The sequence below is a fragment of the Stenotrophomonas sp. YJH_SMC_12-1 genome (assembly GCF_059370935.1).
The window spans coordinates 108526-133634 of sequence record NZ_JCAFUD010000010.1; the positions used below are offsets into that span (position 1 = coordinate 108526).

The following is a 25109-nucleotide window of genomic DNA, read 5'->3' on the forward strand; positions in this document are numbered from 1 at the left end:
ACCACCGTACCGGCAGGGCATGACCTATCTCAATGCGTGGCCACGGCGATGCCATCGGCGCGGTCATCGATGCCGTCGCGGCGGTCCAGGCGGCCGCTGAGCACGGTCAATGCATACGCACCCACCACCACCAGCGCGCCCAGCCACGGCGTGTGCATCAGGCCGATGTTCTCCACCACCAGGCCGCCGAGCGAGGCGCCCAGCGCGATGCCGATGTTGAAGGCGGCGATGTTCAGCCCCGATGCGACGTCGGTGGCCTGCGGCGCATAGCGCTGAGCCTGCTTGACCACATACACCTGCAGGCCGGGCACGTTGCCGAACGCCACCGCACCCAGTGCCAGTACCGTCAGCAGCATCAGCCAGGTGTTGTAGGCGGTGAAGGTGAGCACGAACAGCACGACGGCCAACAGGGCGAAGATGCGCTTCAGTGCGGGCACCGGGCCCATGCGGTCGGCCATGCGCCCGCCCCACAGGTTGCCGATCGCCACCGACACGCCGTACACCAGCAGCACCAGGCTGACTGCGTTTGCCGAGAAACCAGTGACGTCCTGCAGGATCGGCGCCAGATAGGTGAAGGCCAGGAAGGTGCCGCCGTAGCCCAGCGCGGTCATCGCATAGACCAGCAGCAGGCGGGGTTGGGCGAGTACGGCCAGCTGCTGGCGGAAGCTGGCCGGCGCACTCTGCGGCACGCTGCGCGGCACGAACAGCAGCGCGCCGAGCAGGGCGATCACGCCCAGCGCGGCCACCGCCAGGAAGGTGGCGCGCCAGCCCAGGTGCTGGCCGATGAAGGTGCCCAGCGGCACACCGGTCACCAGCGCCACGGTGAGGCCGGTGAACATGATGGCGATCGCGCTGGCGGCCTTCTCCTTCGGCACCACCGCGGTGGCGATGATCGAACCGATCGAGAAGAACACACCGTGGGCGAGGCCGGTGAGGATTCGTGCGACGATCAGCGAGGTGTAGCCCGGCGCCAGGAAGGCGATGACGTTGCCGAGGGTGAACAGCACCATCAGCGCCACCAGCAGCGACTTGCGCGGCACGCGGCCGGTGAGCGCGGTCAGCACCGGCGCACCGATGGCCACGCCGAGGGCATACAGCGAGACCAGCAGGCCGGCCGAGGGCAGGCTGACCTGAAGGTCGGCGGCAATGGTGGGAATCAGGCCGACGATGACGAACTCGGTGGTGCCGATGGCGAAGGCACCGAGGGTCAGCGCCAGCAGGGCGAGGGGAATGCCACGGATCATGGCCGGCTCCGGAGGGAAGGAAGGCGCGCAGTGTGCGCGGCGCACCTTTGCCGAAAAACCGGCCTTCACTCCAATCACTATTGCCGTCCAGTCAATAATGGCGGCATGAAGACCACTCTCGATGAAATGCAGGCCTTCCTCGCGGTGATCGACAGCGGGTCGATCAGTGCTGCCGCCGAACAGCTGGGGCAGACGCCGTCGGGCGTGAGCCGGGCGCTGGGGCGGCTGGAAGACAAGCTCGGCACCACCCTGTTGACCCGTACCACCCGCCGCCTGCACCTGACCGCAGAGGGCGAGGCCTATCTGCGCCATGCACGGGCGATCATCGATGCGGTGGAGTCCGCCGAGGAACAGATGGCCGCCCGCCGCGAGCGCCCGGCCGGGCGCCTGCGCGTGGATGCGGCGATGCCGTTCGTGCTGCACGTGATCGCGCCGCTGGTGGCCGGGTACCGCGCGCGCTACCCGGAGGTGCAGCTGGAGTTGAACAGCTCCGAGCGCTACATCGACCTGCTGGAACGGCGCACCGACCTGGCGATCCGGATCGGGCCGCTGGCCGACTCCACCCTGCATGCGCGGCCGTTGGGTCGCTGCCAGCTGCGGCTGGTGGCCAGTCCGGCCTACCTGGCGGCACACGGCGAACCGGCCAGCGTCGCCGCGCTGGGCCAGCACACCCTGCTCAGCTTCAACGAACCGGAATCGTTGAATCACTGGCCGCTGCCGGGCGATGCCGATGGCCTGCTGCGGGTGCGTCCGGATATCGCGGTGTCCAGCGGCGAAACACTACGCCGACTGGCGGTGGAAGGCGTGGGCATCACCTGCCTGTCCGACCTCGTGACCGACCGCGACCGCGCCACCGGCACTTTGGTGCCGGTGCTGGCGACGCAGACGCTGGATGTGTACCAGCCGATCCACGCGGTGTATTACCGCAACACGGCGGTGTCGGCGCGGATCAGCTCGTTCCTGGATTACCTGGCTGAAGCGATGGCGCGGAGCGATTACCTGCGCTGAGGTCGTGGTGGGGTTGCCGGCCAGCGGCCGGCACTACCGTTCATCGCGGGGTAGTGCCGGCCGCTGGCCGGCAACCGGATCAATCAGGCCGCGCGCGCCAGCGCGTCCTTCGCTGCGGCGGTGGTCGACAGATCGAACACATCCACCGCGTCGATCAACCGGTTCGCCTGCTGCTCCAGGCTGCGCGCGGCGGCGCTGGCTTCCTCCACCAACGCGGCATTCTGCTGGGTGGTGCCGTCCATCTGGATCACGGTCTGGCTGACCTGTTCGATGCCCGCGCTCTGCTCCTGCGATGCGGCGGAGATCTCGGCCATGATGTCGGTGACGCGCTGCACCGACGCCACGATCTCGGCCATGGTGTCACCGGCCTCGCGCACGCGCCGTGCACCGTGGCCGACCTGTTCCACCGACGCTTCGATCAACGCCTTGATCTCCTTCGCGGCTGCCGCCGAACGCTGTGCCAGGGTGCGCACTTCGCTGGCAACCACCGCGAAGCCGCGGCCCTGCTCGCCGGCGCGTGCCGCTTCCACCGCGGCGTTCAGCGCCAGGATGTTGGTCTGGAAGGCGATCCCGTCGATCACGCTGATGATCTCGGCGATCTGCCGCGACGAGGTTTCGATCGCGCCCATCGTCGTCACCACCTGGCCGACCACGCTGCCGCCGTGAGAGGCAACGGTGTGCGCGCCGATCGCCAGCTGGTTGGCCTGGCGCGCATGCTCGGCGTTCTGGCGCACGGTGGAGGTCAGTTCCTCCATCGATGCCGCCGTCTCTTCCAGGTTGGCGGCCTGCTGTTCGGTACGGCGCGACAGATCGTTGTTGCCGGCGGCGATCTCCGCCGCCGCCGTGTGGATGTTGCCGGAGGCGTGCTTGATGTCGGTGACGATGGTTGCCAGCTGCGTAGCGGTGGTGTTCGCGTCGCCGGCGATACGCGCGAACACGCCCTGGAAATCACCGTGCATGCGCGCGCCGAGGCGGCCATCGGCAATCGCGCGCAGCATGCTGGAGACCTCGCCGAGGTTCAGTTCGGTGGTCTGCATCAATCGGTTCAAGCCGTCGACCATTGCGCGGAAATCATGCTCGAAGCGTGCGCTGTCGCCGCGCTGGCTGAAGTCACCGGCGGCGGCGGCTTCGGCCAGGCGGCGGATCTCGCCGTTGATCATGCCGAGATTGGCCTTGGCCGTATCCAACGCGTTGGTGATCACGGCCTTTTCGCCGGGCAGGCGTTCCATGTCCTGGCTGAGGTCACCGACGGCATAGCGGCCCATGATCGAGATCGCGCGCATCTTCACCTGGATGTGCGCGTCAACCAGCGTGTTGCAATCGGCCACCATGGTGCCGAACGCGCCCGGGAACGCACTGGCATCCATGCGATGGCTGATGGTGCCGGCGTCATGCGCCTGCGCCATCGTCGCCTGTGCGTCCAGTACGCCGCGCAGCGTGGACTGCACCGCCTGCATCGCCTGCGCGAGGCGACCGATCTCGTCGCGGCTGCGCACCTGCACCACGTGCTGCAGATCACCGGCGGCCACGGCACGCGCAGCGGCTTCCACCGCCAGCACCGGCTGCACCACCGCGCGCCGCAGCCACCAGGCCAGGCCCATCAGCAGCAACACGGCGGCCAGCACGGTCAGCGCCGCGCACAGCAGCAGGGTCTGCCGCGCCTGCTGCGACCGCGCCGCTACGGTTGCTTCGGCCACCTGTGTGGCATGCGTGCTCAGCGCATCCAGTGCGGTCGCCACCGGGCGGTCCTTGCCACGCACCAGATTGTCGCCGGCGGCGGGATCGTAGCCGGCTTCCGCAAACGCCTGCAGGGCGGCGTGGTAGTCCTTCTGCAGCTGCGTGTGCAGGCCGATGAAGGACTGTGCCAGTTCGCGCGTGCGTATGTCCGGGCTGGCTACGAGGCCCCTGGCCAGCTGCTCGACCAGGCGGCCCTCGCTGTCAAAGGCGTCCAGATGGCGCTGGCGCAGCGCGTCGTCGTGGCCGCGCAGCAGCACGTTCTTCCATTCCTGCACCTGGCCGCGGAACTCGCGCTGCAGGCGTTCGGCGTCGCGGCTGTGCGCGACTTCGGGTGGAACCTCGGTGGACAACTTCAACCAGGCGGAGGCCAGGCCCGCCAATGCGCACAGCAGGACCACGGCCAGACCAACGGAAACCGCGCCGAGCAGCTTGGACTGCAGGCGCGGAGCACGGACAGACGCTTTCATGGAAGGGACTCTCGGGAAGGGGCAATGCGGTATCGACCTGGCCCCACACGTCTGAAGTGCGACGCTTATCACATTACCGTTTCGTTTAGTGATGTGAAGGGGATGTTTCATAGGACAAATGTGTCCATATGGAACGAAAGAAGACCCTCGACAGAGAATTTAAATGTAACTATCGTTGTTACATGAAATCCGCGAATCCACTGTCCGACGCCCTGCATGTGATGGCGCACCTGGTCGGCCATGCCGCCCCGCGCACGTCCGAGCAGCTGGCGTCCTGCCTGCCGACGCATCCAGTGGTGATCCGTCGCCTGCTGGCGCAGCTGCACAAGGCCGGTCTGGTGCGCAGCACCCGCGGCCACGGCGGCGGCAGCCTGCTGGCATGCGATGCCGCGGCGATCACCCTGCATGACATCTACCTGGCGGTGGGCGCACCACCGCTGGTCCAGGTCGGCGCACGCGACTCCGGCGGTGGCTGCCCGATCCAGCGGCTGGTCAACAGCGCCCTGCTCGAAGGGGCGCGCGAAGCGCAGCGCCTGCTCGAAGCGCGGCTGCAGGCGACCACGCTGGACCAGCTCGGCGCCGACTTCGCCCGCCATCTTGCCCATCACCGTTCCCTGGAAGGTCACCATGAATCCTGATGTGCTCATCGTCGGCGGCAGCTATGCCGGCATTGCCGCCGGACTGATCCTTGCCCGTGCCCGTCGCCCGGTCACCGTCATCGACGCCGGTTCGCCGCGCAACCGTTTTGCCAGTCATTCGCACGGGGTGCTCGGGCTCGATGGCATCAGTGGCGCCGAGCTGCTGAAGACGGCGCGCCAGCAGCTGCTGGACTACCCCACGGTGCGTTGGGTGCATGCCGAAGCCGTGCAGGCCACCGCCAGCGCCGAAGGCGTGGAAGTGCGTACCGCCGATGGCCAGGTGCTGGCCGCGCGCAAGCTGCTGCTCGCCAGCGGTATTGCCGACCAGTTGCCGGCGTTGCCGGGCCTCGCCGAGCGCTGGGGCAGCACCGTGCTGCACTGCCCGTACTGTCATGGCTATGAAGTGGGTGGTGGTGCCATTGGCCTGCTTGGTGGTCATCCGATGTCCGCCAGCAAGGCGCCGCTGTTCGCGGACTGGGGCAATGTCACGTTCTTCAGCATGGGACTGGACATCACGGATGAGGAGCGCGCCGCCATGCAGCAGCGCGGCGTGCAGATCGAGACGTCACCCGTGCTGGGCGTGCAGGGCGACCAGCCGACCTGGCTGGAAGTGGAGCTGGCCGACGGCCGCCGAATCGCCCAGCGTGCGTTGTTCGTGCCGGCCACCCAGGCGATGGCCACGCCATTGGTGCAGCAGCTGGGCTGCACGTTGGTCGAGAGCCCGCTGGGCGTGCTGATCGAGGTCGATGCGATGAAGCACACCTCGGTGCCGAACGTGTATGCCGCAGGCGATGCGACCACGGTGGGCAACATCACCCTGGCCATGGCCGAAGGCGTGCGCGCGGGCATCGGCGTGCACCATGCGCTGGTGGCCGAGGACAGCGTGCCGCGCTGAATGTGCCGGGGTCAGATCCCTTTCGCAGAAAGGGATCTGACCCCCGACGCCACGTGTTGCTCTGGTAGAGGCCGGCCTTGGCCGGCACCGCTCCATTACCCCTTCACGCACAGCACCTGCCGCAGGGTGTGCACCACCTCGACCAGGTCCAGCTGCGCGGCCATCACATCGTCGATCGACTTGTACGCGGCCGGTGACTCGTCCAGCACGCCGCTGTCCTTGCGGCATTCCACGTGCGCGGTGGCCTCGCGGTGCTGGGCCAGCGTGATCTGCTGGCGCGCCGTGCCACGGCTCATCACCCGGCCGGCGCCGTGGCTGCAGCTGTGGAAGCTGTCCGCGTTGCCCTTGCCGCGCACGATGTAGCTGCGCGTGCCCATGCTGCCGGGAATGATGCCCAGCTCGCCCTCACGCGCGCTGACCGCACCCTTGCGCGTCACCAGCAGTTCCTGCCCGTGGTGCGTCTCCTTCTGCACGTAGTTGTGGTGGCAGTTCACCGCCATCGCCGCCAGCTGGAACTTCGGCAGCCGGTGGCGCATCTCGGCCAGCACGCGCGACATCATCGCCTCGCGGTTCTGCCGGGCGTAGTCCTGCGCCCACGACACCGCTTCAACGTAGTCATCGAACAGCGGCTCGCCTTCCATGAAGAACGCCAGGTCCTTGTCCGGCAGGTGGAAGCCCAGCACGCGCCGCGCCAGTTCCTCGCGCGCCTTCTCGATGAAGTAGGTGCCGATCAGGTTGCCGGTGCCGCGCGAGCCGCTGTGCAGCATCACCCACACCGTGTCCGTCTCGTCCAGGCACAGTTCGATGAAGTGGTTGCCGCCGCCCAGCGTACCCAGCTGGCGGTCGAGCTTGTCGGTGCGGATCCTGCGGTGCTTGTCCTTGATCTTCTCCAGGCCGGCGGCCAGCCCGGACTGCACCAGCCGGGTGTGGATGCTGTCGGGCATGCGGTGATGTTCGCCGCCACGGCCATTGCCGACCGGGATGCTGCGCTCGATGCTGTTGCGCAGCTGCCGCAGGTCATCGGGCAGGTCATCGGCGCGCAGCGTGGTACGCACCGCCGCCATGCCGCAGCCGATGTCGACGCCGACCGCGGCCGGGATGATCGCCCCGCGGGTCGGGATCACCGAGCCGACGGTCGCGCCCTTGCCCAGGTGCACGTCCGGCATCACGGCCACCCACGGCCCGACGAACGGGATCGCGGCGATGTTGCGCAGCTGCTCATGTGCCTGCGCTTCCAGCGGCACTCCGTTGACCCAGCCCTTGATCGGCGTGGTGCCCTCGGCATGCAGCCATTGATAGTTCTGTTGAGTGTCCATGTCTTCTTTAATGTCCTTGATGGGCCGGCGGCGCGTCCCTGCGCCACCGCGACCCCCTACCTGATCGTCACCAGCTGCTTCAGCACGCCATCCAGGCCGCCGAACACGGTGAGCGTGTCGATCTTCTCGGTGACCTTCTCCAGTGCCTCCAGCTCCTTCAAGCGCATCAGCACCGGGTTGTCCTCGATCAGCTTTGCGGTGTTGAGCTGCGAACGCGTGGCGTTGGCCTCCTCGCGGCGACGGATCACGCTGGCCTGGGCCTGCTTTTCGGCCAGCACCACGCCGTTGAGGATCTCCTTCATCTCGCCCGGCAGGATCACGTCCTTGATGCCGACGCCGAGCAAGCGCACGCCGTGGCCTTCGATCGCCGCCTGCACATGCGCAGCGATCTCGCCGTCCAGTGCCGCCTTGTCACCCAGCAGCTCGTCCAGGCTGCGCGCGGCAATTGCCTGGCGCAGGCCGAACTGCAGCTGCCGGTAGACGAACTCATCGGCATTGCTGAGCGTGCGGTGCGCACGCACCGGGTCGACCACCTGCACGGTCGCGGCCAGGTTCACCCGCAGGGTCACCTTGTCGCGGCTGAGCAGTTCCTGGCCGGACACGTCCAGTGAACGTGCACGCAGTTCCACACGCTCCACCGACACGTTGCCGTTGAAGTTCCAGAACGCGTGCAGGCCGGCGTCCAGCGTCTGCCGCAGCGTGCCATCGATGAACAGCAGGCCGACCGACTCGCTCGGCACCGTGCTGATCACCGCCACACGCGGCAGCACGCCCAATTGACCCAGCCGCTGCTGCACGTCGGCCGGAATGCGCGGCTCGTCACCCAACGCCATTACCTGCACCTGGGTATCGACCGAACCGCGCCAGTACAGACGGCGGCTGCCCGGCGGCAGCACTTCATCGATGCGGCCGTTGCGCAGCAACAGGCCGACCTCGCTGGCGCCGACGTTGGCCAGCACGAAGTGCGTGTCCAGCGTCGCGCCCAGTGCCTCGATCAGGCTGTCCTGGTCGCTGCCGGTGTAGGCCGCGCCCTTCGATGCAGTGTGGATGTCCACGTGCGGCCGGCCGCCGAACGGCGACAGGCGGTGCACGCCCGGCAGCAGGATCTGCTGGAAACGACGGTTGCGATACACCAGGCCGCGCTCGCCGTCGCCGATCACGACCTTGATGGTCCAGAACATGGGAGTCTCTCCTTGTATGGCTCTGGTGGTTCGACCCGTTGCGGATGAATCGCCATGACCCGGGTCGATCCGGTCGTGGCGAGGCTGCCTGCACATCACGTGCAGGCGGCGGAAGAGGGCGGCCATCGGCGGACGGTCCGCGCGCGGAGCCTTCGATGCGCCGGCAGTGCTGCCATCGTCGTTCCCGGCAGGCAGCACCGGTGCGGAACGTGGCTGGCAGTGGCGGCGGGCCGGGGCCCGGCGTGAGGTCCGTTGCCTTCCACGTTCCTGCCCGAAGGCGATGTCGGTGGACGGCGACGATGGCCGCTGGGGCTTGCGCCCCGGGTGTTGCTTCAAGTCATGACGTGACAGGTCATGTGGTTTGGAGTGGGAATCGAACCCACGACAGACGGATTACGGATCCGTTGCTCTGACCAAGCTGAGCTATCCAGTTGGGGGCCGCGCGGAATCGAACCGCGTACCGGCGAACCGGCGCCTGCCTCCAGCAGGCGATCCAGGCGATGGCATGTCCGCGACCTCCGGCATACGCCACGGCAACGCCGCGCGCACCAGCCCGTGGTTGAAACGGGACCGTTGGATAATCGAGGGTGCAGGCCACCGACATTATCGGCGAGCGATAATGTTCTGATGCGATGCAGATAATGTCCAGGCGCTGCCAGTCGCGCGAAGTAAATCCTTCGGCGGGGCGGGAAAAGCCTGGGTCAGTGAGCGGCGGGTCGCCGCGCGGGGTGTAGTTCTGGCATCGCGGGTCCTTGTGTCGACGCAAACGAAAACGCCCCCGGGACTTGCGTTCCGAGGGCGTCGTCAGGCCTCGGAGATCGGGGTGGCCGATCTCCGCAGGGCGGGTATCAGGCCGTTGTCAGCTGGTCTTCCTTGCCGAACGCGCGCGCCGGCCCGTCCATGCGCAGGCATGGCAGCAGTTTGGCGATGGCGACGGAATGCGCGTTCAAGGGAAGTTTCCAGTGGTTGTTGAAACGAGGTGCGCACGATAAACCACGATTTAGTCGTGCGCAACCATTTTGTTCAATTATTTTCTTCTTTACCGCGCGATGCCGGCCAGCGGCCGGCACTACCGGACTGTGCAATGCCGGCCAGCGGCCGGCACTACCGGACTGTGCAATGCCGGCCAGCGGCCGGCACTACAACTCAGTCTTCCGTGCTGGCGGCGTCGAGTTGCGCGACATCCTGCACGCTCAGCGTTACGTTGGCCGCTGCCAGCAGATCGTGCAGCTGTTCGACGCTGGTCGCGCTGACGATCGGTGCGGTGATCGACGGCCGTGCGATCTGCCATGCCAGTGCGATCTGCGCGGCACTGGCGTTGTGCTTGCTGGCCACGTCATCCAGTGCCTGCAGGATGCGCAGGCCACGCGGATTCAGATAGCGCTTCACCACGTTCTCGCCACGTGCCGGGCTCTTGGCCGCATCGGCCGGCGTGCGGTACTTGCCGCTGAGGAAGCCACTGGCCAGCGCGTAGTAGCCGATCACGCCGATCTGTTCGCGCTGCACCAGCGGTTCCAGTTCCTTTTCGTAGCCGGCGCGGTCATACAGGTTGTACTCCGGCTGCAGGGTTTCGTAACGCGGCAGCTTGTAGTCGGTGGACACCTTCAGCGCATCGGCCAGGCGCGTGGCGCTGTAGTTGGACGCACCGATCGCACGCACCTTGCCAGCTTCGATCAACCGGCCGAATGCAGCCAGGGTCGCTTCCAGCGGCGTCGACTCGTCATCCTCGTGGGCCTGGTACAGATCGATCACGTCGGTCTGCAGGCGGCGCAGCGAATCCTCGACCGCCGCATTGATGTTGTCCGGGGTCAGGCCGGGGCGTTCGGCCCACTTGGCCACCTTGGTCGCCAGCACCACCTTGTCGCGCTTGCCGCTGCGGGCAAACCACTTGCCGATCAGCGTCTCCGATTCGCCGCCGGCATTGCCCGGCACCCAGGCCGAATAAACATCGGCGGTGTCGACCAGATTGAAGCCGGCGTCGACGAAGGCATCGAGCAGGGCGAAGCTGGCCTTCTCATCGGCGCTCCAGCCGAACACATTGCCACCGAAGGCGAGCGGACGTACATGCAGGCCGGAACGGCCCAGTTCGCGGGTTGCCGTCATGGGCACGGACTCCTTGGGGGAAGTGCTCCAGAATAAAACGCGTAGTGTGACCGTGCTGCGGCGGCGACCACAAAACAGTGTTCCGCGATACGCACGCCGCTAACGTTTTGTGAACACCTGGGACGCCGCGGCTGCTAGTCTCGCCCCATCTTCCGCTGGAGTCACTCCGATGATGCCTGCTTCGTCCCTGCGTGGTTGCCGCCTGCTGCTTGCTTCGGCCCTGTTTGCCGCTGTTCCCGCGTTCGCCGCACCGGCCACGGTGGCGCCGGCGAAGATCCAGGTGTCGCCGGCCATCGACGCGGCGGTGAAGGCACCCACCCGTGATGCCAACAACGTCAAGCGCGACGGCTTCCGCCACCCGTCGCAGACGCTGTCGTTCTTCAAGGTGACGCCGGAAAAGACCGTCATCGAGATCACCCCCGGCAACGGCTGGTACTCGGAGATCCTGGCGCCCCTGCTGCACGACAAGGGCCACTACGTTGCTGCGGTGGTCGATCCGATGGCGGTGCCCGAAGGTCGTGGACGCGACTACCAGCAGCGCAGCCGCGACAGCCTGGAAAAGAAGTACGCCGCTGCACCGGCACAGTTCGGCAAGACTGCCGTGGTGGCCTACGATCCGGCCAAGCCGGTGTTCGGCCCGGCCGGTTCAGCCGATGTGGTGCTGACCTTCCGCAACGTGCACAACTGGCGCAAGGCCGGCCAGGCGCAGGGCATGTTCCAGGGCTTCTTCAACGTGCTCAAGCCGGGCGGCGTGCTGGGCGTGGTCGAGCATCGTGCCAAGGCCGACGTAGCCGACGATGATGACACCGGCTATGTCGGCCAGCAGCAGGTGATCGCGATGGCCGAGGCGGCTGGTTTCAAGCTGGATGCGCGCAGCGAGGTCAACGCCAACCCGCGTGACACCAAGGACCACCCGAACGGCGTGTGGACGCTGCCGCCGACCAACCAGCACAACAAGGCCGACGATGCGAAGTACCAGGCGATCGGCGAAAGCGACCGCATGACCCTGCGCTTCATCAAGCCGTAGCGGGCGGCGCCGGGCTGCGCCCGGTGAGCGCTGCGGCGTCACAATGGACGTAACGTGTATCCGCCGGGCGTGGTCCGGCCCTGCTGCCAATGGAGTGGACAGTTGAAGAAGGTGTTCTATATCGCTGTTGCAGTGCTGGTGTTGGCGCGGCTGATTGACTTCGTGTTCTACGGTGGCCATGCCTACGACCTGGTGGCGACCGTGGGGTTTGCCGTGCTGTTTGCCGGTGCGCTGCTGGAGGAGCGTGCGCGTGCCATGAATCCGCCGCCGGTTCGCCTGCGGCGCCGGGCCAATGTCATCGCGGCGTGCGGCATCGCACTGGTGCTGGGCTCTTTCCTGCTGGAGTGGAAGGTCTTCGGTTGATCGCGCCGCAGCCTCGGCCGGCGTAATGCCCGGCAGCACCGGGGCCGCGCTCGGCCGAGGTTGCGCGGCATGGGACAATGCTGCACCTGCCGCCCGTAGTGCCCGCAATGCTGATCGCCTTCAACAAGCCCTTCAACGTGCTCTGCCAGTTCACCGACCGCAGCGTACCGCCGCGGCCGACGCTGGCCGGGTTCGGCCTGCCGCCGCGCGTGTATGCCGCCGGTCGCCTGGACCATGACAGCGAAGGCCTGCTGCTGCTGACGGATAACGGTGCGCTGGCGCACAAGCTGACCGACCCCAGGCACAAGGCCGACAAGACCTACTGGGTGCAGGTGGAAGGCACGCCCAGCGATGAGCAGCTGCAACGGCTGCGCGATGGGGTGGAGCTGAATGACGGACCGACCTTGCCGGCGAAGATCGAGCGCCTCGATCCGGCGCCGTCGCTGTGGACACGCGATCCGCCGGTGCGCTTCCGCAAGACCGTGCCCGACAGTTGGCTGGCGATCACGATCCGCGAGGGCCGCAACCGCCAGGTGCGGCGGATGACCGCGGCGGTGAACCTGCCGACGCTGCGGCTGGTCCGCGTGTCGATGGGACCCTACCGCCTGGACGACCTGCAGCCGGGGCAGTGGCGGCAGATCGGCTGAAACAGGAAGGGCCGGATACCCTACGGTATCCGGCCCTCATAGCGGGCTGATGGGCTCAGTTCCTGCGGAAGGAAGCCGACCCCGGCAGACTCAGGCGTCGCTGCCGATATCGCTGTGCTCGTCCACCACGGTGTCGTTGCGGCGGTCACGCGCATTGATGCGCTGCGCCTGGCCATTCACCACGTGGCCGTTGGCGGCCTTCTTCTTCTGCTGCTTGCGGTACAGCGCATAGCCGAGCAGGCCGACACCCACCGCAGCGGCGGCAATGGTCACCGCCGGGTTGCGCCGGGCGAACTTGGTGGCCACCTTGCCACCGGTCTTGACGGCGCCCAGCGCCGCGCCGGTCTTGATCCAGTCACTGGCCTGCGGCCCAAGGTGGCGCAGGCTGCCACCGGCACTCTTCAGGCCGTCGCCGGCGCTGTGGGCCAGGTCCAGGGCGCGCTCCAGGGCGCGGTCGGTGATTACGGTCAGCTTGCTCATGCGGGGGTCCTTTGCCTCGGGTCGAAGTCCAGTGTCGCGTGTTGCCCGTAAACGGTATGTCAGTCGAGGTGGCACGCGGTGTGACTTTACCGCAGCCATTCAGGATCAGGCAGGGTCCGGCTACGTCCCGCGCGGCTTGGCCCGATGCGTGGCCGTGGCCGTCCACGGGTCATCCGGCCACGGATGGCGCGGGTAACGGCCCTTCATCTCCTTTTTCACTTCGGCGTAGGTGCTTTCCCAGAAGTTGCGCAGATCCTGGGTGACCTGCAGCGGGCGGCCGCCGGGGGAGAGCAGGTGCAGGGTCAGCGGCACGCGGCCATCGGCGATGCGCGGCGTATCGGCCAGGCCGAACAGTTCCTGCAGCTTCACTGCCAGCACCGGCGGCAGCGGGTCGCCGCTCTCGCTGTCCAGCGCATAGGTGATCGGCCGCTCCAGTCCGGACGGCACGGTGATGCGGGTCGGCGCATGACGCTCGACCAGCTGCCGTTGTGGCCACTCCAGTGGTGATTTCAGCGCTTCGCCGAAGCTGGATTCGTCCAGCGCATCCAGTCGCGTCTTGCCGGCGAACGCGGGCTGCAGCCACTGCGCGCGATTGGCCAGCAGGGCGTCGTCGCTGCAGTCGGGCAGGCCGAGCTCGGGCATCCAGCGCCGCAGCGATTCCACCCGTGCCTGCCACTGGCGCAGGCCCTCGGTCCACGGCAGCGCCTGCAGGCCGAGCTCGGCCACCGCATCGGTCAGCGCCTGCGCGGCGTGCTGCGGATCGACCCGGCCGGCCGAGCGGCTGTCCAGCACGATCCGGTCGAAACGGGTCTCGCGCAGCGCCACCAAGGCGCGTCGCTCGCTGTCCCAGCGCACCACGTCTTCGGTGACGAAGCGCTCCGGCCATGCCTTGCGCAGCTGGCCTTCATCCACCGGTGCGGCACGCAGCAGCAGCGCATCGCGCGCCTCGAAGCGCAGTTCGCTGGCCACCAGCCACGGCTCACCGCGCAGGTCACTCAGTTCGTGCAGGCGCGCGCTGCGGCCATTGGCCAGCAGGTAGCGCAGCGGATCGCTGGGATGCTGGAAACCGATCCGGTCGGGAAAGGCGTGTGCAAGCAGATCGCCCAGTTCGTGCGCCTCGATGCTGGCCGGCGACGTGGCGTCGCAGCGCAGGCGGCGACGCCACTGCTTGGCGGCGGCATCAATGGCGGCCAGCCCGCTGCGGTTGGCATCGCCCGGTATGCGGCCATTGCGGAACGCAGCCAGTGCGCGCCAGCGGCTCGCCAGCGCGTCACCGCCCTGGCGCAGCGGGTCGCGCGCTTCCAGCAAGGCGGCCAGATCGGTGGCCAGCGCCTGCGCGCGGGCATCGGGCGCTGCCAGCAGCATCGCCGCCATCCGCGGGTGCGTACCCAGCGCCAGTACACGGTGCCCGAGTGCTGTGATCGCGCCCGAGTCCGACAGTGCACCCAGGCGTTGCAGCAGTTCGCGCGCCGCACCCATCGGGCCGGCCGGTGGCGGGTCGAGGAAGCGCAGGTCGCTGCTGCCCCACGCGGCCAGTTCCAGCGCCAGTCCGGCCAGTTCCACCTGGTCGATCTCGGCGCGGCGCTGCGGCTCCAATCGCTGCGACTGCGGCCACAGCCGCCAAGCCACGCCTTCGGCCACGCGACCGGCACGGCCCGCGCGCTGGTCGGCCGAGGCCTGTGCGATGGCCACCACGTCCAGCCGGGTGAAGCCGCTGTTGGGGTCGTAGCGCGGCTCGCGCGCCTGGCCGCTGTCGATCACCACGCGCACGCCGGGCAGGGTCACCGACGACTCGGCCACGTTGGTGGCCAGCACCACGCGGCGGCGGCCATCGCTGGCGGCCTGCAGCACGCGCGCCTGCTGTTCCACCGGCAGCTCACCATGCAGGGCCAGTACTTCGACGCCGGCATCCAGCGATTCCTGCAGGCCAGCCTGCACCCGAGCGATCTCGCGCTGGCCGGGCAGGAACACCAGCAGGTCACCGGGGTGATCGGCCAGGGCCTGCTGCACCGCGCGGCGCACCTGCAGTTCCAGCGTCTCATCGCGACGCGCCGGGAAATGGCTGACCGTCACCGGGTAGCTGCGGCCCTCGCTGCTCAGCCGCGGCGCATCGAGGAAGCGTGCCAGGCGCTCGCCATCCAGCGTGGCCGACATCACTACCAGGCGCAGGTCATCGCGCAGCTGCGCCTGCACGTCCAGCGCCAGCGCCAGCCCGAGGTCACCGCTGAGATGGCGCTCGTGGAATTCGTCGAACAGGATCGCACCGACTTCTTCCAGCATCGGGTCGTCCTGCAGCATGCGGGTCAGGATGCCCTCGGTGACGACTTCAATGCGGGTGCGTGCCGAGACCTTGTTCTCGAAGCGGATGCGGTAGCCGACCGTGCCGCCGACCTCTTCGCCCAGCTGCCGTGCCATGAACAGCGCGGCGCTGCGTGCGGCGACCCGGCGCGGCTCCAGCAGGATGATTTTCCGGCCTTGCAGCCATGGCGCTTCGAGCAGGGCCAGTGGTACCTGGGTGGTCTTGCCGGCGCCGGGCGGGGCTTCCAGCACCAGCCGTGGCTGCACGGCCAGGTGCTGCTGGATCTGCGGCAGCAGCGGGGAAATCGGGAAGAGCGGGGCATTCATGGGCAAAGGATAAGGGGCCATGGCGGCCGCAGGTACAATGCGCGGGCACTTTTCCCCCGCGATGACCATGCACCTGATCGATATCGGCGCCAACCTGACCCACGACTCCTTCGACCGCGACCGCGATGCCGTGCTGGACCGCGCACGGCAGGCCGGCGTGGTGCAGATGGTCATCACCGGTGCCAGCCGCGAGCACTCGCCGCTGGCCGTGCAGCTGGCGCAGCAGCACCCGGGCTTCCTGTACGCGACCGCCGGCGTGCACCCGCATCATGCGGTGGAGTACACCGAGGAATGTGATGCCGAGATGCGCGCGCTGCATGACCACCCGGAAGTGGTGGCGGTGGGCGAGTGCGGGCTGGACTACTTCCGTGATTTCTCGCCGCGTCCGGCCCAGCACCGTGCGTTCGAGCGCCAGCTGCAGCTGGCGGCAGACAACGGCAAGCCCCTGTTCCTGCACCAGCGCGACGCGCACGCCGATTTCATGTCGCAGATGAAGAACTTCGAAGGCCGCATCGGCCCGGCGGTGGTGCATTGCTTCACCGGCGAACGCGATGAGCTGTTCGACTACCTGGACCAGGACTGGTACATCGGCATCACTGGCTGGCTGTGTGACGAGCGCCGCGGCGCGCACCTGCGCGAACTGGTGAAGAACATCCCGGCCAACCGCCTGATGATCGAGACCGATGCGCCCTACCTGCTGCCACGCACGCTGAAGCCGATGCCGAAGGACCGCCGCAACGAACCGATGTTCCTTTCGCACATCGTGGAAGAACTGGCACGTGACCGTGGTGAGGACGTTGCAGTGACGGCGGCCAATGCGACTGCCGCCACGCGTGCGTTCTTCCGCCTGCCCGACGCGGGTTGACGGTAGTGCCGGCCAGCGGCCGGCACTACCGGAGCAGGTCGCGCAGGCCCTCACGGTAGCTGGGGAAGCGCGGCTGCCACGCCAGCGCTTCACGCGTGCCACGACTGTCGATGCGCTTGTTGCTCTCGTAGAAGCGGCGTAGCGTCGGGCTGAGTGCAGGGTCGTCCCATGCCGCGGCAGGTGGCATCGCAAACCCGCCCAGCTGCGCGGCGAAGGCCAGCACGTCCTGCGGCGGTGCCGGCTCGTCATCGCTGGGCAGGTACATCCCCTGCGCTACCGGTCGCTGCATCGCCGCGATGATCACTGCCGCAAGATCCTCTACGTGCAGGCGGTTGAACGCCAGGCCCGGCCGAATCACATGGCGGGCACGGCCCTGTGACAGCTGCAGCAACGCATTGCGCCCCGGCCCGTACAGGCCGGGCAGGCGGAACACCGCTGAAGCGATGCCACGTTCCTCTGCAAGCGCACGCCATTGCGCTTCGGCACGCAGGCGCTGCACGCCGGCTGCTTCGGTGGCATCGGCTGCGCTGTGCTCGTCAACCCAGCCGCCGGCCCGATCGGCATACACCGACGTGGACGACAGATAGCCCACCCAGCGCAGTGCCGGACTGGCCCGCAGAGCCGGCAGCAGCAGGCGCAGTGCCGGGTCGCCCGCGGCATCTGGCGGCACGCTGCACAGCACGGCCTCGGCCTGCGCGACCTCATCGAGCAGGGCGGGCGACGGTGGGGAGTCAGCGTGCAGCTGATGCCGCAGCAGGCCATCGTCCGGCGCCGACGAGGGGTCACGCACCGTGCCGATGACGTGCACTCCCCGTGCTTGCAGCTGCGTGGCCAGCACGCATCCGCTCCAGCCCATACCGAGGATCAGCACCCGCGTAGGCAGCGCGCTGGCCCGCAACGGGAGGCTCACGCGCCGCGCAGTGCCTGGTAGGCCTGCAGGCTGCTGTGGGCGACCTGCAGCAGCAGGGCTTCCTGATCGGCCTTGCGTGCACGCGCCAGCATGTCGCCGACGATCTGTTCGGCCTCTACCTGCTGGCTGGCTTCCAGATCCCGCAGCATCGACGCCTTCAATGCCGAGCCCGCCTGGGTAAGGGTGCCGCGTGCGGTGTCCTGCGCGGCATCGGGAATCGGCTCACCGGCAGCTTCGGCCACGGCCAGGCATTCGTCGTACAGGCCGCGCACGATCGCCTCGCCATCATCGGTGGCGACGATGGTGCCGATATCCGCGCGAAGCAGGCAGGTAGCAGCGGCCAGCGCGGTCAGGAAGGTGTACTTGATCCACTGTTCCTGGCCGATGTGTTCGCTCGCCAGGTGATCAAGATGGGCCTGCGCGCAGGCAGCGGCGAAGGCACGCACGCGTGCGGACGCAGCGCCGCGATCGCGCTCGCCGAAGGTGAGCTTGGCCGGCTTGCCCAGGTGCAGCACCGCACCGTCGGGGGCCTTGGTGGCGCTGATGAAGCACAGGCCGCCGAGCACGGCGTCGCGGCCGAAGCGCAGGTCCAGCGCGTTGTAGTGGTGCAGGCCGTTGAGGATCGGCAGCACGGTGGTGTTCGCGCCCACGGCTGGAACAATGGCGTCGATCGAGCTGTCGAGGTCGTAGGCCTTGCAGCTGAGGATGACCAGATCGAACGGCTTCTGCGCGGCCAATGCGGGCAGCGCATCGGCGGTGACGTGCTGCACCGGGAAGCTGGCATCGCCGAGCGGGCTGCGGATGACCAGGCCATCGCGGTCCAGCTGTGCGGCGCGCGCGGGGCGCACGAGGAAGGTCACGTCCACACCGGCCTGGGCCAGGCGACCACCGAAGTAACCGCCGGTACCGCCGGCGCCGAGGATCAGGATGCGCATTGCACGTTCACCGCTTTCTGGGGGAATCAGATCTGCGATTGTGCCGGAGATTGCGGCCAACGGCGGAGCCCCTCGTGGTGGTTCGCGCAGTTGGTTTCATGAGCTGGGTCGTGTGCGATGGGTTCGCGGGGGACGCCGTGAACCCATCCTTGGGGGCTTAGCCGCGCCATCCATGGCGCGGATACCCCCGCGAGCCCATTGCACACGACCCCTGACAGTTTCCGGGTGCGGCCACCACGGAAAACAGATCAGGAGCGGAAGCGGGTCGCTCGCTGCGCTCGCTCGTGTAGAGCGGTGCTCAGGGCAGTTGTTCGCTGAAGTCTTCGGTGTAGCCCAACAGCAGCGTGGTGCGGGTGGCCAGGGTTGCAGCCAGTTTTGACCACGTGTCATGCGTTCCGGCCGCGTAGACGCGCTGCAGGTCCGCGACCAACGCATTTGCCTGTGCAGGCGACGGCGCGCTGTCGCGCTGGAAGCCGAGCCACGATGCGCCGAGTCCGAACAAGCGGTAGTCATGGTGTTCCTGCAGGTGCCGGATCAGGGCGTGATTCTGGAAGATGTCCCAGTCCGCGCTGAAGTAACCGTTGGGTAGGGCGGCGATCAGCAGGTCATCGCGGTCCACCGGCACCTGTTGCACGCAGACCACCTCGTCGACGATCAGGTCCGGCGTTGCATTGGCGGCGACCAGCGCCTCGATGTCCTCGTCGCTGCACATCAGCGTGCCCAGCAGCGCGCTCCATTCCAGCCGATGAGAGGAATGCTCGAGCTGCGCGACCACATGCGCCAGCAACCGCTCGCGTGCCGCCAATGCATCTTCGGGGGTTTCCGGATCTTCGTCCTCGTACAGCGCGATGCGCGCGTCGTCGGACGCATGCATGCTGGTGTAGCGGCATTGGCCGACATCATCGAGCGTGCACAGGTAGCGATACCGGGGATCAGCCGTTTGTAGTGACGCCAGGTATTCCAGCATCTCATCCAACGAGGGTGAATCGCCCAGCAACGCATGGCTGAAGGCATCGATGGGGCCGTCTGACACGGCCTTGTCCAATGGAATGGAAGTGATCTTCATCGCCACAGCCTAGCCGCAATCCCGAACGAAAAGATCCGGGCGTCGGCCTTACCGTGAACGCTCCATCCACGCATGGCGTGGATCCATCGTGTCGACCAAGGTCGACACCCACCCACAGCAGCGGCAATCTGTCGAAGGCGGGGTGGGTCCGGTTGCGGGGGTGTCCGCGGCATGGATGCCGCGGCCAAGCCCCCAGGATGGGTTTACGGCGTCCCCCGCAACCGGACGCACCCCGCCATCCTCCGGCTAGTCAGCTTTTGCCGTTGAACTTGACGTTGACGTTGATTCAGCGGGTGCAGGGCCGCAGGCCCTGCAGGCAAAACTCAGCTGCGCATGCCCACGCCGCGACGCAGCAGCCACAGCGCCAACGCCGTCAGCACCACCACGAAACCGATCATCAGGCCGTAGGCCACCGGCAGCGGTACATCGCTGCTGCCCAGCAGGCCATAGCGGAACGCGTTGACCATGTAGAAGATCGGGTTGGCGTGCGTGGCCGCTTCGGCCCAGCCCGGCAGCAGCTTCACCGAATAGAACACGCCACCCAGGTAGGTCAGCGGGGTCAGGATGAAGGTCGGCACGATCGCCACGTCATCGAACTTCTTCGCATACACCGCGTTGATGAAGCCGGCCAGCGAGAAGATCGTCGCGCCCAGGATCACCGTGGTCAGCATCACCAGCGGGTGCGGGATGCGCACCGGGGTGAAGAACATCGCGATGATCAGCACGATCACGCCCACCATCAGGCCGCGCAGCACGGCGCCGGCCACGTAGCCCCACAGGATCACCCAGTTCGGCATCGGGCTGACCAGCAGTTCTTCCACGTGGCGACCGAACTTGGCGCCAAAGAACGAGGAACTGATGTTGCCGTAGCTGTTCTGGATCACGCTCATCATCACCAGGCCCGGCACGATGAACTGCATGTAGGTGTAGCCGCCCATGTCACCCACGCGCGACCCGATCAGGTTGCCGAAGATCAGGAAGTACAGGGTCATGGTGATCGCCGGTGGCACCAGGGTCTGGCCCCAGATGCGCATGATGCGGGCGACTTCGCGGCGCACGATGGTCATCAGCGCGATGCGGTTGCGCTGGCCGTCGGTCAGCTCGGTGGTGCTCATGCAGGCTTCTCCAGGTTGCCGGTGAGGCGCACGAACAGCTCCTCCAGGCGGTTGCTCTTGGTACGCATCGAACGCACGCGGATACCGGCCTCGTTGAGCGTGGCGAACACGCGGTTGAGGTCCATTGCGCGCGGCATGTCGATGTCCAGCGTGTGCGGGTCCGGCGCGGTCAGCGTCGCACCTTCGATCACCGGCAGCTGTGCCGGCAGGTCACCGTCGATGTCCAGCAGGAAGCCTTCCACGTCCAGCTTGGCCAGCAGGGTGCGCATCGGCCCCTGCTCGACGATCTGGCCATGGTTGATGATCGCCAGGTGGCGGCACAGGTACTCGGCTTCTTCCAGGTAGTGCGTGGTAAGGATGATCGTGGTGCCTGCGGCATTGATCTCCTTCAGCACGCGCCACATGTCGCGGCGGATCTCGATGTCCACGCCGGCGGTCGGCTCGTCCAGGATCAGCAGCCGCGGGCGGGTCATCATCGCGCGGGCGATCATCAGCCGGCGCTTCATGCCGCCGGACAGCGTGCGGCTCATCACCTGTGCCTTTTCCCACAGGTGCGCGCGCTTCAGTTCCTCTTCGGCGCGCTGCTCGGCTTCCTCGCGCGGTACGCCATAGAAGCCAGCGTAGTTCACCAGGATGTCGAAGGGCTTCTCGAACAGGTTGAAGTTGATTTCCTGAGGCACCAGCCCGATCAGGCGCATGGTGGCGCTGCGGTTGCGCACCAGGTCGCTGCCGAACACTTCCACCTGGCCCTCGCTGAGGTTGACCAGGGAGCTGATGATGCCGATCAGGGTCGACTTGCCGGCGCCATTGGGGCCGAGCAGGGCGAAGAAGTCGCCCGGGGCCACTTCCAGGGAAACCCCCTTCAGGGCCTGGGTGCCGTTGTCGTAGGTCTTGCGCAGGTCGCGCACGCGCAGGGCGGGCGCCGTATCGTTCTGGGATGCCAAGCTCGAAGCCTTCGCGCCCATGGGCTGGCGCTGGAGAGGGGCGGGGAGGGGCTATTATAGAAGACCCCGAGGGCTTGCCCCGGCTACACACTGTCCCGAAAAGTCGTGCCTGTTCAATTCCCCCTCAAGCTGGTCGGCTGCCGCATGCTGGCCCCGACCGTCGGCCACTACCAGTTCGTGCGTGACGATGGGCAGCCGCTGGATTTCCAGCCCGGCCAGTTCATCCAGGTCCATTTCAGCTACGCCGACGGCACCGAAACCAAGCGCAGCTACTCGCTGGCGACCATCCACGACCACGCGCTGGGCCCAGGCGAGGCGGTGGATATCGCCGTCAGTTTCGTGCCCGGTGGCGCCGCCACGGCCCTGTTCGAGGCACTGGAGCAGGGCGGCCAGATCAGTGCGTCCGGCCCCTATGGCCGGTTCTGCCTGAATCCCGGTGACCACAACGCCCGTTACCTGCTGATCGCCACCGGTACCGGCGTTACCCCGTACCGCTCGATGCTGCCGCTGCTGGAAAAGGCCATGGCCGAACGCGGTGTGCAGATCGTGCTGCTGCAGGGCGCGCGCAGCCCGGGCGAGCTGCTGTACAGCGAAGATTTTTACAGCTTCGCCGAAAAGCACCCGAACTTCCGTTATGTTCCGTGCCTGTCGCGTGAACTCCCGGCTGATCCGCACCCGGACGTACAGCACGGCTACGTGCAGCAGGCGCTGGCCGGCTTCATGCCGGACCCGGCCACCGACATCGCCTACCTGTGCGGCAACCCGGACATGGTCGATGCCTGTGCCGAGCTGCTGAAGGCCGCCGGCCTTGGCAACCCGCAGATCCGCCGCGAGAAGTACGTCAGCAGCAAGTAAGTCAGGGTAGTGCCGGCCGCTGGCCGGCAGCCCCACGAACCCTGGTAGTGCCGGCCGCTGGCCGGCAACTCCAAGAACCGGAGGCGGCGCCACGCCGCCCCCGGTCGCCTGCCTCAGTACGCGACCCAGGCATCGCGCCAGGCAAAACCGGTGCCCGGGCGATAGGCATCGGCGTTGATGTTGCACCACGCACCCTCCGGGAACGGCCGGCAGGCGTAGAGCTTGCCGTCGGTGCCCTTGACCACGGTTTCGCCCGGCGTGTAGCTGCCGATACCGGCCGGATACACGAAGTCGTAGTCGTCACCCGGCGGCGGATCGACCGGATCGACCGGGCCCGGCAGCCGGGTATCGATCTGGAACAGGTTGCCCGGCTTCAGGTAGACGCGGTTCTCGGTGGCCGAGGCGACCGGCGTGATCACGCCGTTCCTCATCACGCCCACACGCGCCTGCTGTGCACTGGCGTTGACCTTGCGGGCCAGCGCCAGCGGCCACTGGTTCGCAGCGGTCTGGCCTGCGGCCAGGGTGATCTCCGGACGCTCCAGATCATTGCCCTGGGCGTTGAACACGCGCAGCGTCAGGGTGGTGCCTTCTTCCAACGCACCGCGGGCGGTGACCGGGCCGGCGTCCTGCCACTGCGGCGGCGGTTCAACGCCACCACCGCCCTCGAAGCGCACGTCCGCGCAGGTATAGAACGCTTCACCGGAATCCGAGCGCTGCCAGGTGTTGTAGATGATGTGCTGGCCGCTGCGCTTGGGCAGCGGGCAATCCAGCTTGTAGACGTCGCCGGAGACCGGCACGTTGCCCAGCGTGCAGAATTCCTGCAGGTCGGCCCAGCGCAGCGGACTGCCCGGCTGCCAGCCGTCGCGGGTGACGTAGAACTCCACTCGCGGGTAGCATGCGGGGCCGGTGCCTTGAACTTGAAGGTGTAGCGCCCGCGCGAATCGGCGCGGATCGGCGAGGTCGGCCAGTCACTGCGGTTCAGATCGAGGCCGCGGTACTTGCTGTTGCCGCCGCTGCACAACTCGCCATCTGGAACCACCGCTTGATGGTTGCCGTTGGCGTTGGCCTGGTTGACACCGGCCCAGTCGTAGAACGGCTGGGCGCCGCCGATGGCCTTGGCGGCGGCGCAGGCCGGGTTGGTCGGATTCTCCGGATTGCCCTCGTGGCACTGCTTCACGCGGCTGAGCGGCTTGGACAGCGTGCCGTGGGCGAAGGCGTTGCCGGACAGTGCCAGGCCGACAACGGCGGACAGTGCGAGGACGGCCCGATGGGACAGGTGCATGCAGGAACTCCTTTGCGAAGTGTTGGAAACCTCGCGGAGTCTTCCCATGTAGCCGCCATATGCCCATCAGACAAGTTTGAAAGGCTGCTGCGTTCCTCTGTTTCCGCAACGCGCGCCCCACTGCGCGGCAGGGGAGCCAGGAGGCGGTGTGATGTGCACCGCCTCCCACATCACTGCGTCAGTACGCGATCCACGCATCGCGCCAGGCCGCGCCCACGCCCGGCCGGTAGGCCTCGGCATTGACGTTGCACCATGCACCCTCCGGGAACGGGCGGCAGGCATACAGCTTGCCGTCGCTGCTCTTCACCACGGTCTGGCCCGGCACATAGCTGCCGATGCCCGCCGGGTACACGTGGTCGAAATCACCACCCGGCGATGGCGTACCCGGGTCCGGCACCTGGGTATCGAGCTGGAAGCGGTTGCCGTCCTTCAGGTACACGCGATTGTCGGTGGCCGACGCCGACGGCGTGATCACGCCATTGGCAAGCACGCCCACGCGCGCATGCCGGGCACTGGCATTGACCTTGCGGGCCAGCGCCAAGGGCCATTGCGCGGCCGAGGTCTGGCCGCTGGCCAGCGTCGCTTCCACACGTTCGACATCGTTGCCGCTGGCATTGAACACGCGCAGTGCCAGCGTCGTACCGACCGGCAATTCACCGCGGGCGGTGACCGGGCCGGCATCCTGCCATTGCGGTGCCGGCGCCGTACCACCGCCGCCGCCTTCAAAGCGTACGTCCATGCAGGTGTAGAACGCTTCGGTCGAATCCGAGCGCTGCCAGGTGTTGTAGATCACATGCTGGCCGGTGCGCTGCGGCAGCGTGCACTGCAGCTTGTAGGTGCCATCGGCAGAGAGCGGTGTATTGCCCAGCGTGCAGAACTCCTGCAGGTCGGCCCAACGCAACGGGCTGCCCGGTTGCCAGCCGTCGCGGGTGACGAAGAAGCGCCAGTCGCGCGTGGCGTGCGGCGCGGTTGCCTTGAACACGAAGGTGAACTTGCCATTGGCATCGGCGTGGATCGGCGTGGTCTGCCAGTCACTGCGGTTCACGTCCAGGCCGCGGAAGGTGGGATTGTTGCCGCTGCACAGCTTGCCGTCGGGCACCACCGCCTGATGGTTGCCGTTGGCGTTGGCCTGGTTGATGCCGTTCCAGTCGTAGAACGCCTGCGATCCGCCCACCGCTTTCGCGGCAGCGCAGGCCGGGTTGGTCGGGTTCTCCGGATTGCCCTGGAAACAGGCATAGACGCGGCTGACCGGCGTGGTCATGGTGCCGTGGGCGAACGCGTTGCCGGCCAGGCACAGGCCTGCAGCGGCGAACGAGGTGGCCAGCAGCAGCGGTGTGGATTGGAATGACATGGCGCTTCCTTGTGGTCGTCGAAAGAGAGCGGTGACCGCAGAGTTGCGCTGCGCG

21 protein-coding genes, 1 tRNA gene and 1 pseudogene are annotated in these 25109 nt (G+C 67.4%); 8 read left to right on the forward strand and 15 right to left on the reverse strand.

Annotated elements, in window-relative coordinates; translation table 11 throughout:
- Positions 1–29: 29 nt before the first annotated feature.
- Positions 30–1244: an MFS transporter gene (locus AC5P8Y_RS17855; protein ID WP_005411585.1), complete on the reverse strand. Its 1215-nt coding sequence runs from the start codon at positions 1242–1244 to the stop codon at positions 30–32.
- A 105-nt stretch (positions 1245–1349) separates the two neighbouring features.
- Here AC5P8Y_RS17855 and AC5P8Y_RS17860 point away from each other — a divergent pair, with 105 nt between their 5' ends.
- The gene (locus AC5P8Y_RS17860) at positions 1350–2252 is read left to right on the forward strand and encodes a LysR family transcriptional regulator (RefSeq protein WP_111188136.1); all 903 of its coding nucleotides are present in this window, start codon (positions 1350–1352) and stop codon (positions 2250–2252) included.
- An 83-nt stretch (positions 2253–2335) separates the two neighbouring features.
- Here AC5P8Y_RS17860 and AC5P8Y_RS17865 read toward each other — a convergent pair whose 3' ends face one another.
- Entirely contained in the window at positions 2336–4456 is a 2121-nt protein-coding gene (locus AC5P8Y_RS17865; protein ID WP_024958519.1) for a methyl-accepting chemotaxis protein, read from the reverse strand.
- Positions 4457–4638: 182 nt separating this feature from the next.
- Here AC5P8Y_RS17865 and AC5P8Y_RS17870 point away from each other — a divergent pair, with 182 nt between their 5' ends.
- Complete coding sequence (locus tag AC5P8Y_RS17870) at positions 4639–5094, forward strand: Rrf2 family transcriptional regulator (protein WP_111188135.1); 456 nt, start codon at positions 4639–4641, stop codon at positions 5092–5094.
- Positions 5084–5989, forward strand: coding sequence for an NAD(P)/FAD-dependent oxidoreductase (locus AC5P8Y_RS17875; protein WP_012481581.1), 906 nt, complete (start codon positions 5084–5086; stop codon positions 5987–5989). The genes AC5P8Y_RS17870 and AC5P8Y_RS17875 overlap by 11 nt, the downstream gene beginning before the upstream one ends.
- Before the next feature lie 95 nt (positions 5990–6084).
- On the opposite strand, the gene AC5P8Y_RS17880 is transcribed toward AC5P8Y_RS17875, so the two are convergent.
- From AC5P8Y_RS17880 to AC5P8Y_RS17895, 4 genes are all read right to left on the reverse strand, one after another.
- A complete protein-coding gene (locus AC5P8Y_RS17880; RefSeq protein ID WP_049406694.1) occupies positions 6085–7305 on the reverse strand; it encodes an RtcB family protein in 1221 nt (406 codons plus the stop codon).
- 56 nt (positions 7306–7361) lie between these two features.
- The gene (locus tag AC5P8Y_RS17885) at positions 7362–8486 is read right to left on the reverse strand and encodes a slipin family protein (protein ID WP_111188134.1); all 1125 of its coding nucleotides are present in this window, start codon (positions 8484–8486) and stop codon (positions 7362–7364) included.
- A 357-nt stretch (positions 8487–8843) separates the two neighbouring features.
- Positions 8844–8917, reverse strand: a tRNA-Thr gene (locus AC5P8Y_RS17890).
- Positions 8918–9632: 715 nt separating this feature from the next.
- Entirely contained in the window at positions 9633–10589 is a 957-nt protein-coding gene (locus AC5P8Y_RS17895) for an aldo/keto reductase (protein WP_111188133.1), read from the reverse strand.
- A gap of 169 nt (positions 10590–10758) precedes the next feature.
- Between AC5P8Y_RS17895 and AC5P8Y_RS17900 the strand changes: the two genes are divergently transcribed.
- The 3 genes from AC5P8Y_RS17900 (at position 10759) to AC5P8Y_RS17910 (ending at position 12626) form a co-directional block, all read left to right on the forward strand.
- A complete protein-coding gene (locus AC5P8Y_RS17900) occupies positions 10759–11616 on the forward strand; it encodes a class I SAM-dependent methyltransferase (protein ID WP_495202112.1) in 858 nt (285 codons plus the stop codon).
- 111 nt (positions 11617–11727) lie between these two features.
- Positions 11728–11979 carry a hypothetical protein gene (locus AC5P8Y_RS17905; protein WP_224329425.1) on the forward strand — a complete coding sequence of 84 codons (252 nt, stop codon included), beginning with the start codon at positions 11728–11730 and terminating at the stop codon, positions 11977–11979.
- A 107-nt stretch (positions 11980–12086) separates the two neighbouring features.
- Entirely contained in the window at positions 12087–12626 is a 540-nt protein-coding gene (locus AC5P8Y_RS17910) for a pseudouridine synthase (RefSeq protein ID WP_231522515.1), read from the forward strand.
- Between the two features lie 90 nt (positions 12627–12716).
- Here AC5P8Y_RS17910 and AC5P8Y_RS17915 read toward each other — a convergent pair whose 3' ends face one another.
- A complete protein-coding gene (locus tag AC5P8Y_RS17915) occupies positions 12717–13106 on the reverse strand; it encodes a hypothetical protein (RefSeq protein WP_019661686.1) in 390 nt (129 codons plus the stop codon).
- Between the two features lie 120 nt (positions 13107–13226).
- On the reverse strand, positions 13227–15731 hold the full coding sequence (hrpB, locus tag AC5P8Y_RS17920) for an ATP-dependent helicase HrpB (RefSeq protein WP_049403660.1): 2505 nt from the start codon (positions 15729–15731) through the stop codon (positions 13227–13229).
- A gap of 67 nt (positions 15732–15798) precedes the next feature.
- On the opposite strand from hrpB, the gene AC5P8Y_RS17925 reads away from it, so the two are divergent.
- Entirely contained in the window at positions 15799–16596 is a 798-nt protein-coding gene (locus AC5P8Y_RS17925; protein WP_049403684.1) for a TatD family hydrolase, read from the forward strand.
- A gap of 25 nt (positions 16597–16621) precedes the next feature.
- On the opposite strand, the gene AC5P8Y_RS17930 is transcribed toward AC5P8Y_RS17925, so the two are convergent.
- From AC5P8Y_RS17930 to AC5P8Y_RS17950, 5 genes are all read right to left on the reverse strand, one after another.
- Positions 16622–17452 carry an NAD-dependent epimerase/dehydratase family protein gene (locus AC5P8Y_RS17930; protein ID WP_049433066.1) on the reverse strand — a complete coding sequence of 277 codons (831 nt, stop codon included), beginning with the start codon at positions 17450–17452 and terminating at the stop codon, positions 16622–16624.
- Positions 17453–17502: 50 nt separating this feature from the next.
- Positions 17503–18441, reverse strand: a complete 939-nt coding sequence (panE, locus tag AC5P8Y_RS17935; protein WP_495202113.1) for a 2-dehydropantoate 2-reductase — start codon at positions 18439–18441, stop codon at positions 17503–17505.
- Positions 18442–18739: 298 nt separating this feature from the next.
- Positions 18740–19507 (reverse strand): hypothetical protein, encoded by a 768-nt coding sequence (locus tag AC5P8Y_RS17940; protein WP_495202114.1) that lies wholly within the window; start codon positions 19505–19507, stop codon positions 18740–18742.
- Between the two features lie 323 nt (positions 19508–19830).
- Positions 19831–20622, reverse strand: coding sequence for an ABC transporter permease (locus AC5P8Y_RS17945; RefSeq protein ID WP_005411568.1), 792 nt, complete (start codon positions 20620–20622; stop codon positions 19831–19833).
- Entirely contained in the window at positions 20619–21587 is a 969-nt protein-coding gene (locus AC5P8Y_RS17950; RefSeq protein WP_005411567.1) for an ABC transporter ATP-binding protein, read from the reverse strand. The genes AC5P8Y_RS17945 and AC5P8Y_RS17950 overlap by 4 nt, the downstream gene beginning before the upstream one ends.
- An 84-nt stretch (positions 21588–21671) precedes the next feature.
- Here AC5P8Y_RS17950 and AC5P8Y_RS17955 point away from each other — a divergent pair, with 84 nt between their 5' ends.
- The gene (locus AC5P8Y_RS17955; RefSeq protein ID WP_495202115.1) at positions 21672–22421 is read left to right on the forward strand and encodes a ferredoxin--NADP reductase; all 750 of its coding nucleotides are present in this window, start codon (positions 21672–21674) and stop codon (positions 22419–22421) included.
- Between the two features lie 113 nt (positions 22422–22534).
- On the opposite strand, the pseudogene AC5P8Y_RS17960 reads toward AC5P8Y_RS17955, so the two are convergent.
- Both AC5P8Y_RS17960 and AC5P8Y_RS17965 read right to left on the reverse strand, forming a co-directional pair.
- Positions 22535–23703 (reverse strand): annotated as a pseudogene (locus AC5P8Y_RS17960) (lytic polysaccharide monooxygenase).
- A gap of 178 nt (positions 23704–23881) precedes the next feature.
- Positions 23882–25054, reverse strand: a complete 1173-nt coding sequence (locus AC5P8Y_RS17965) for a lytic polysaccharide monooxygenase (RefSeq protein WP_033833790.1) — start codon at positions 25052–25054, stop codon at positions 23882–23884.
- Positions 25055–25109 lie beyond the last annotated feature (55 nt).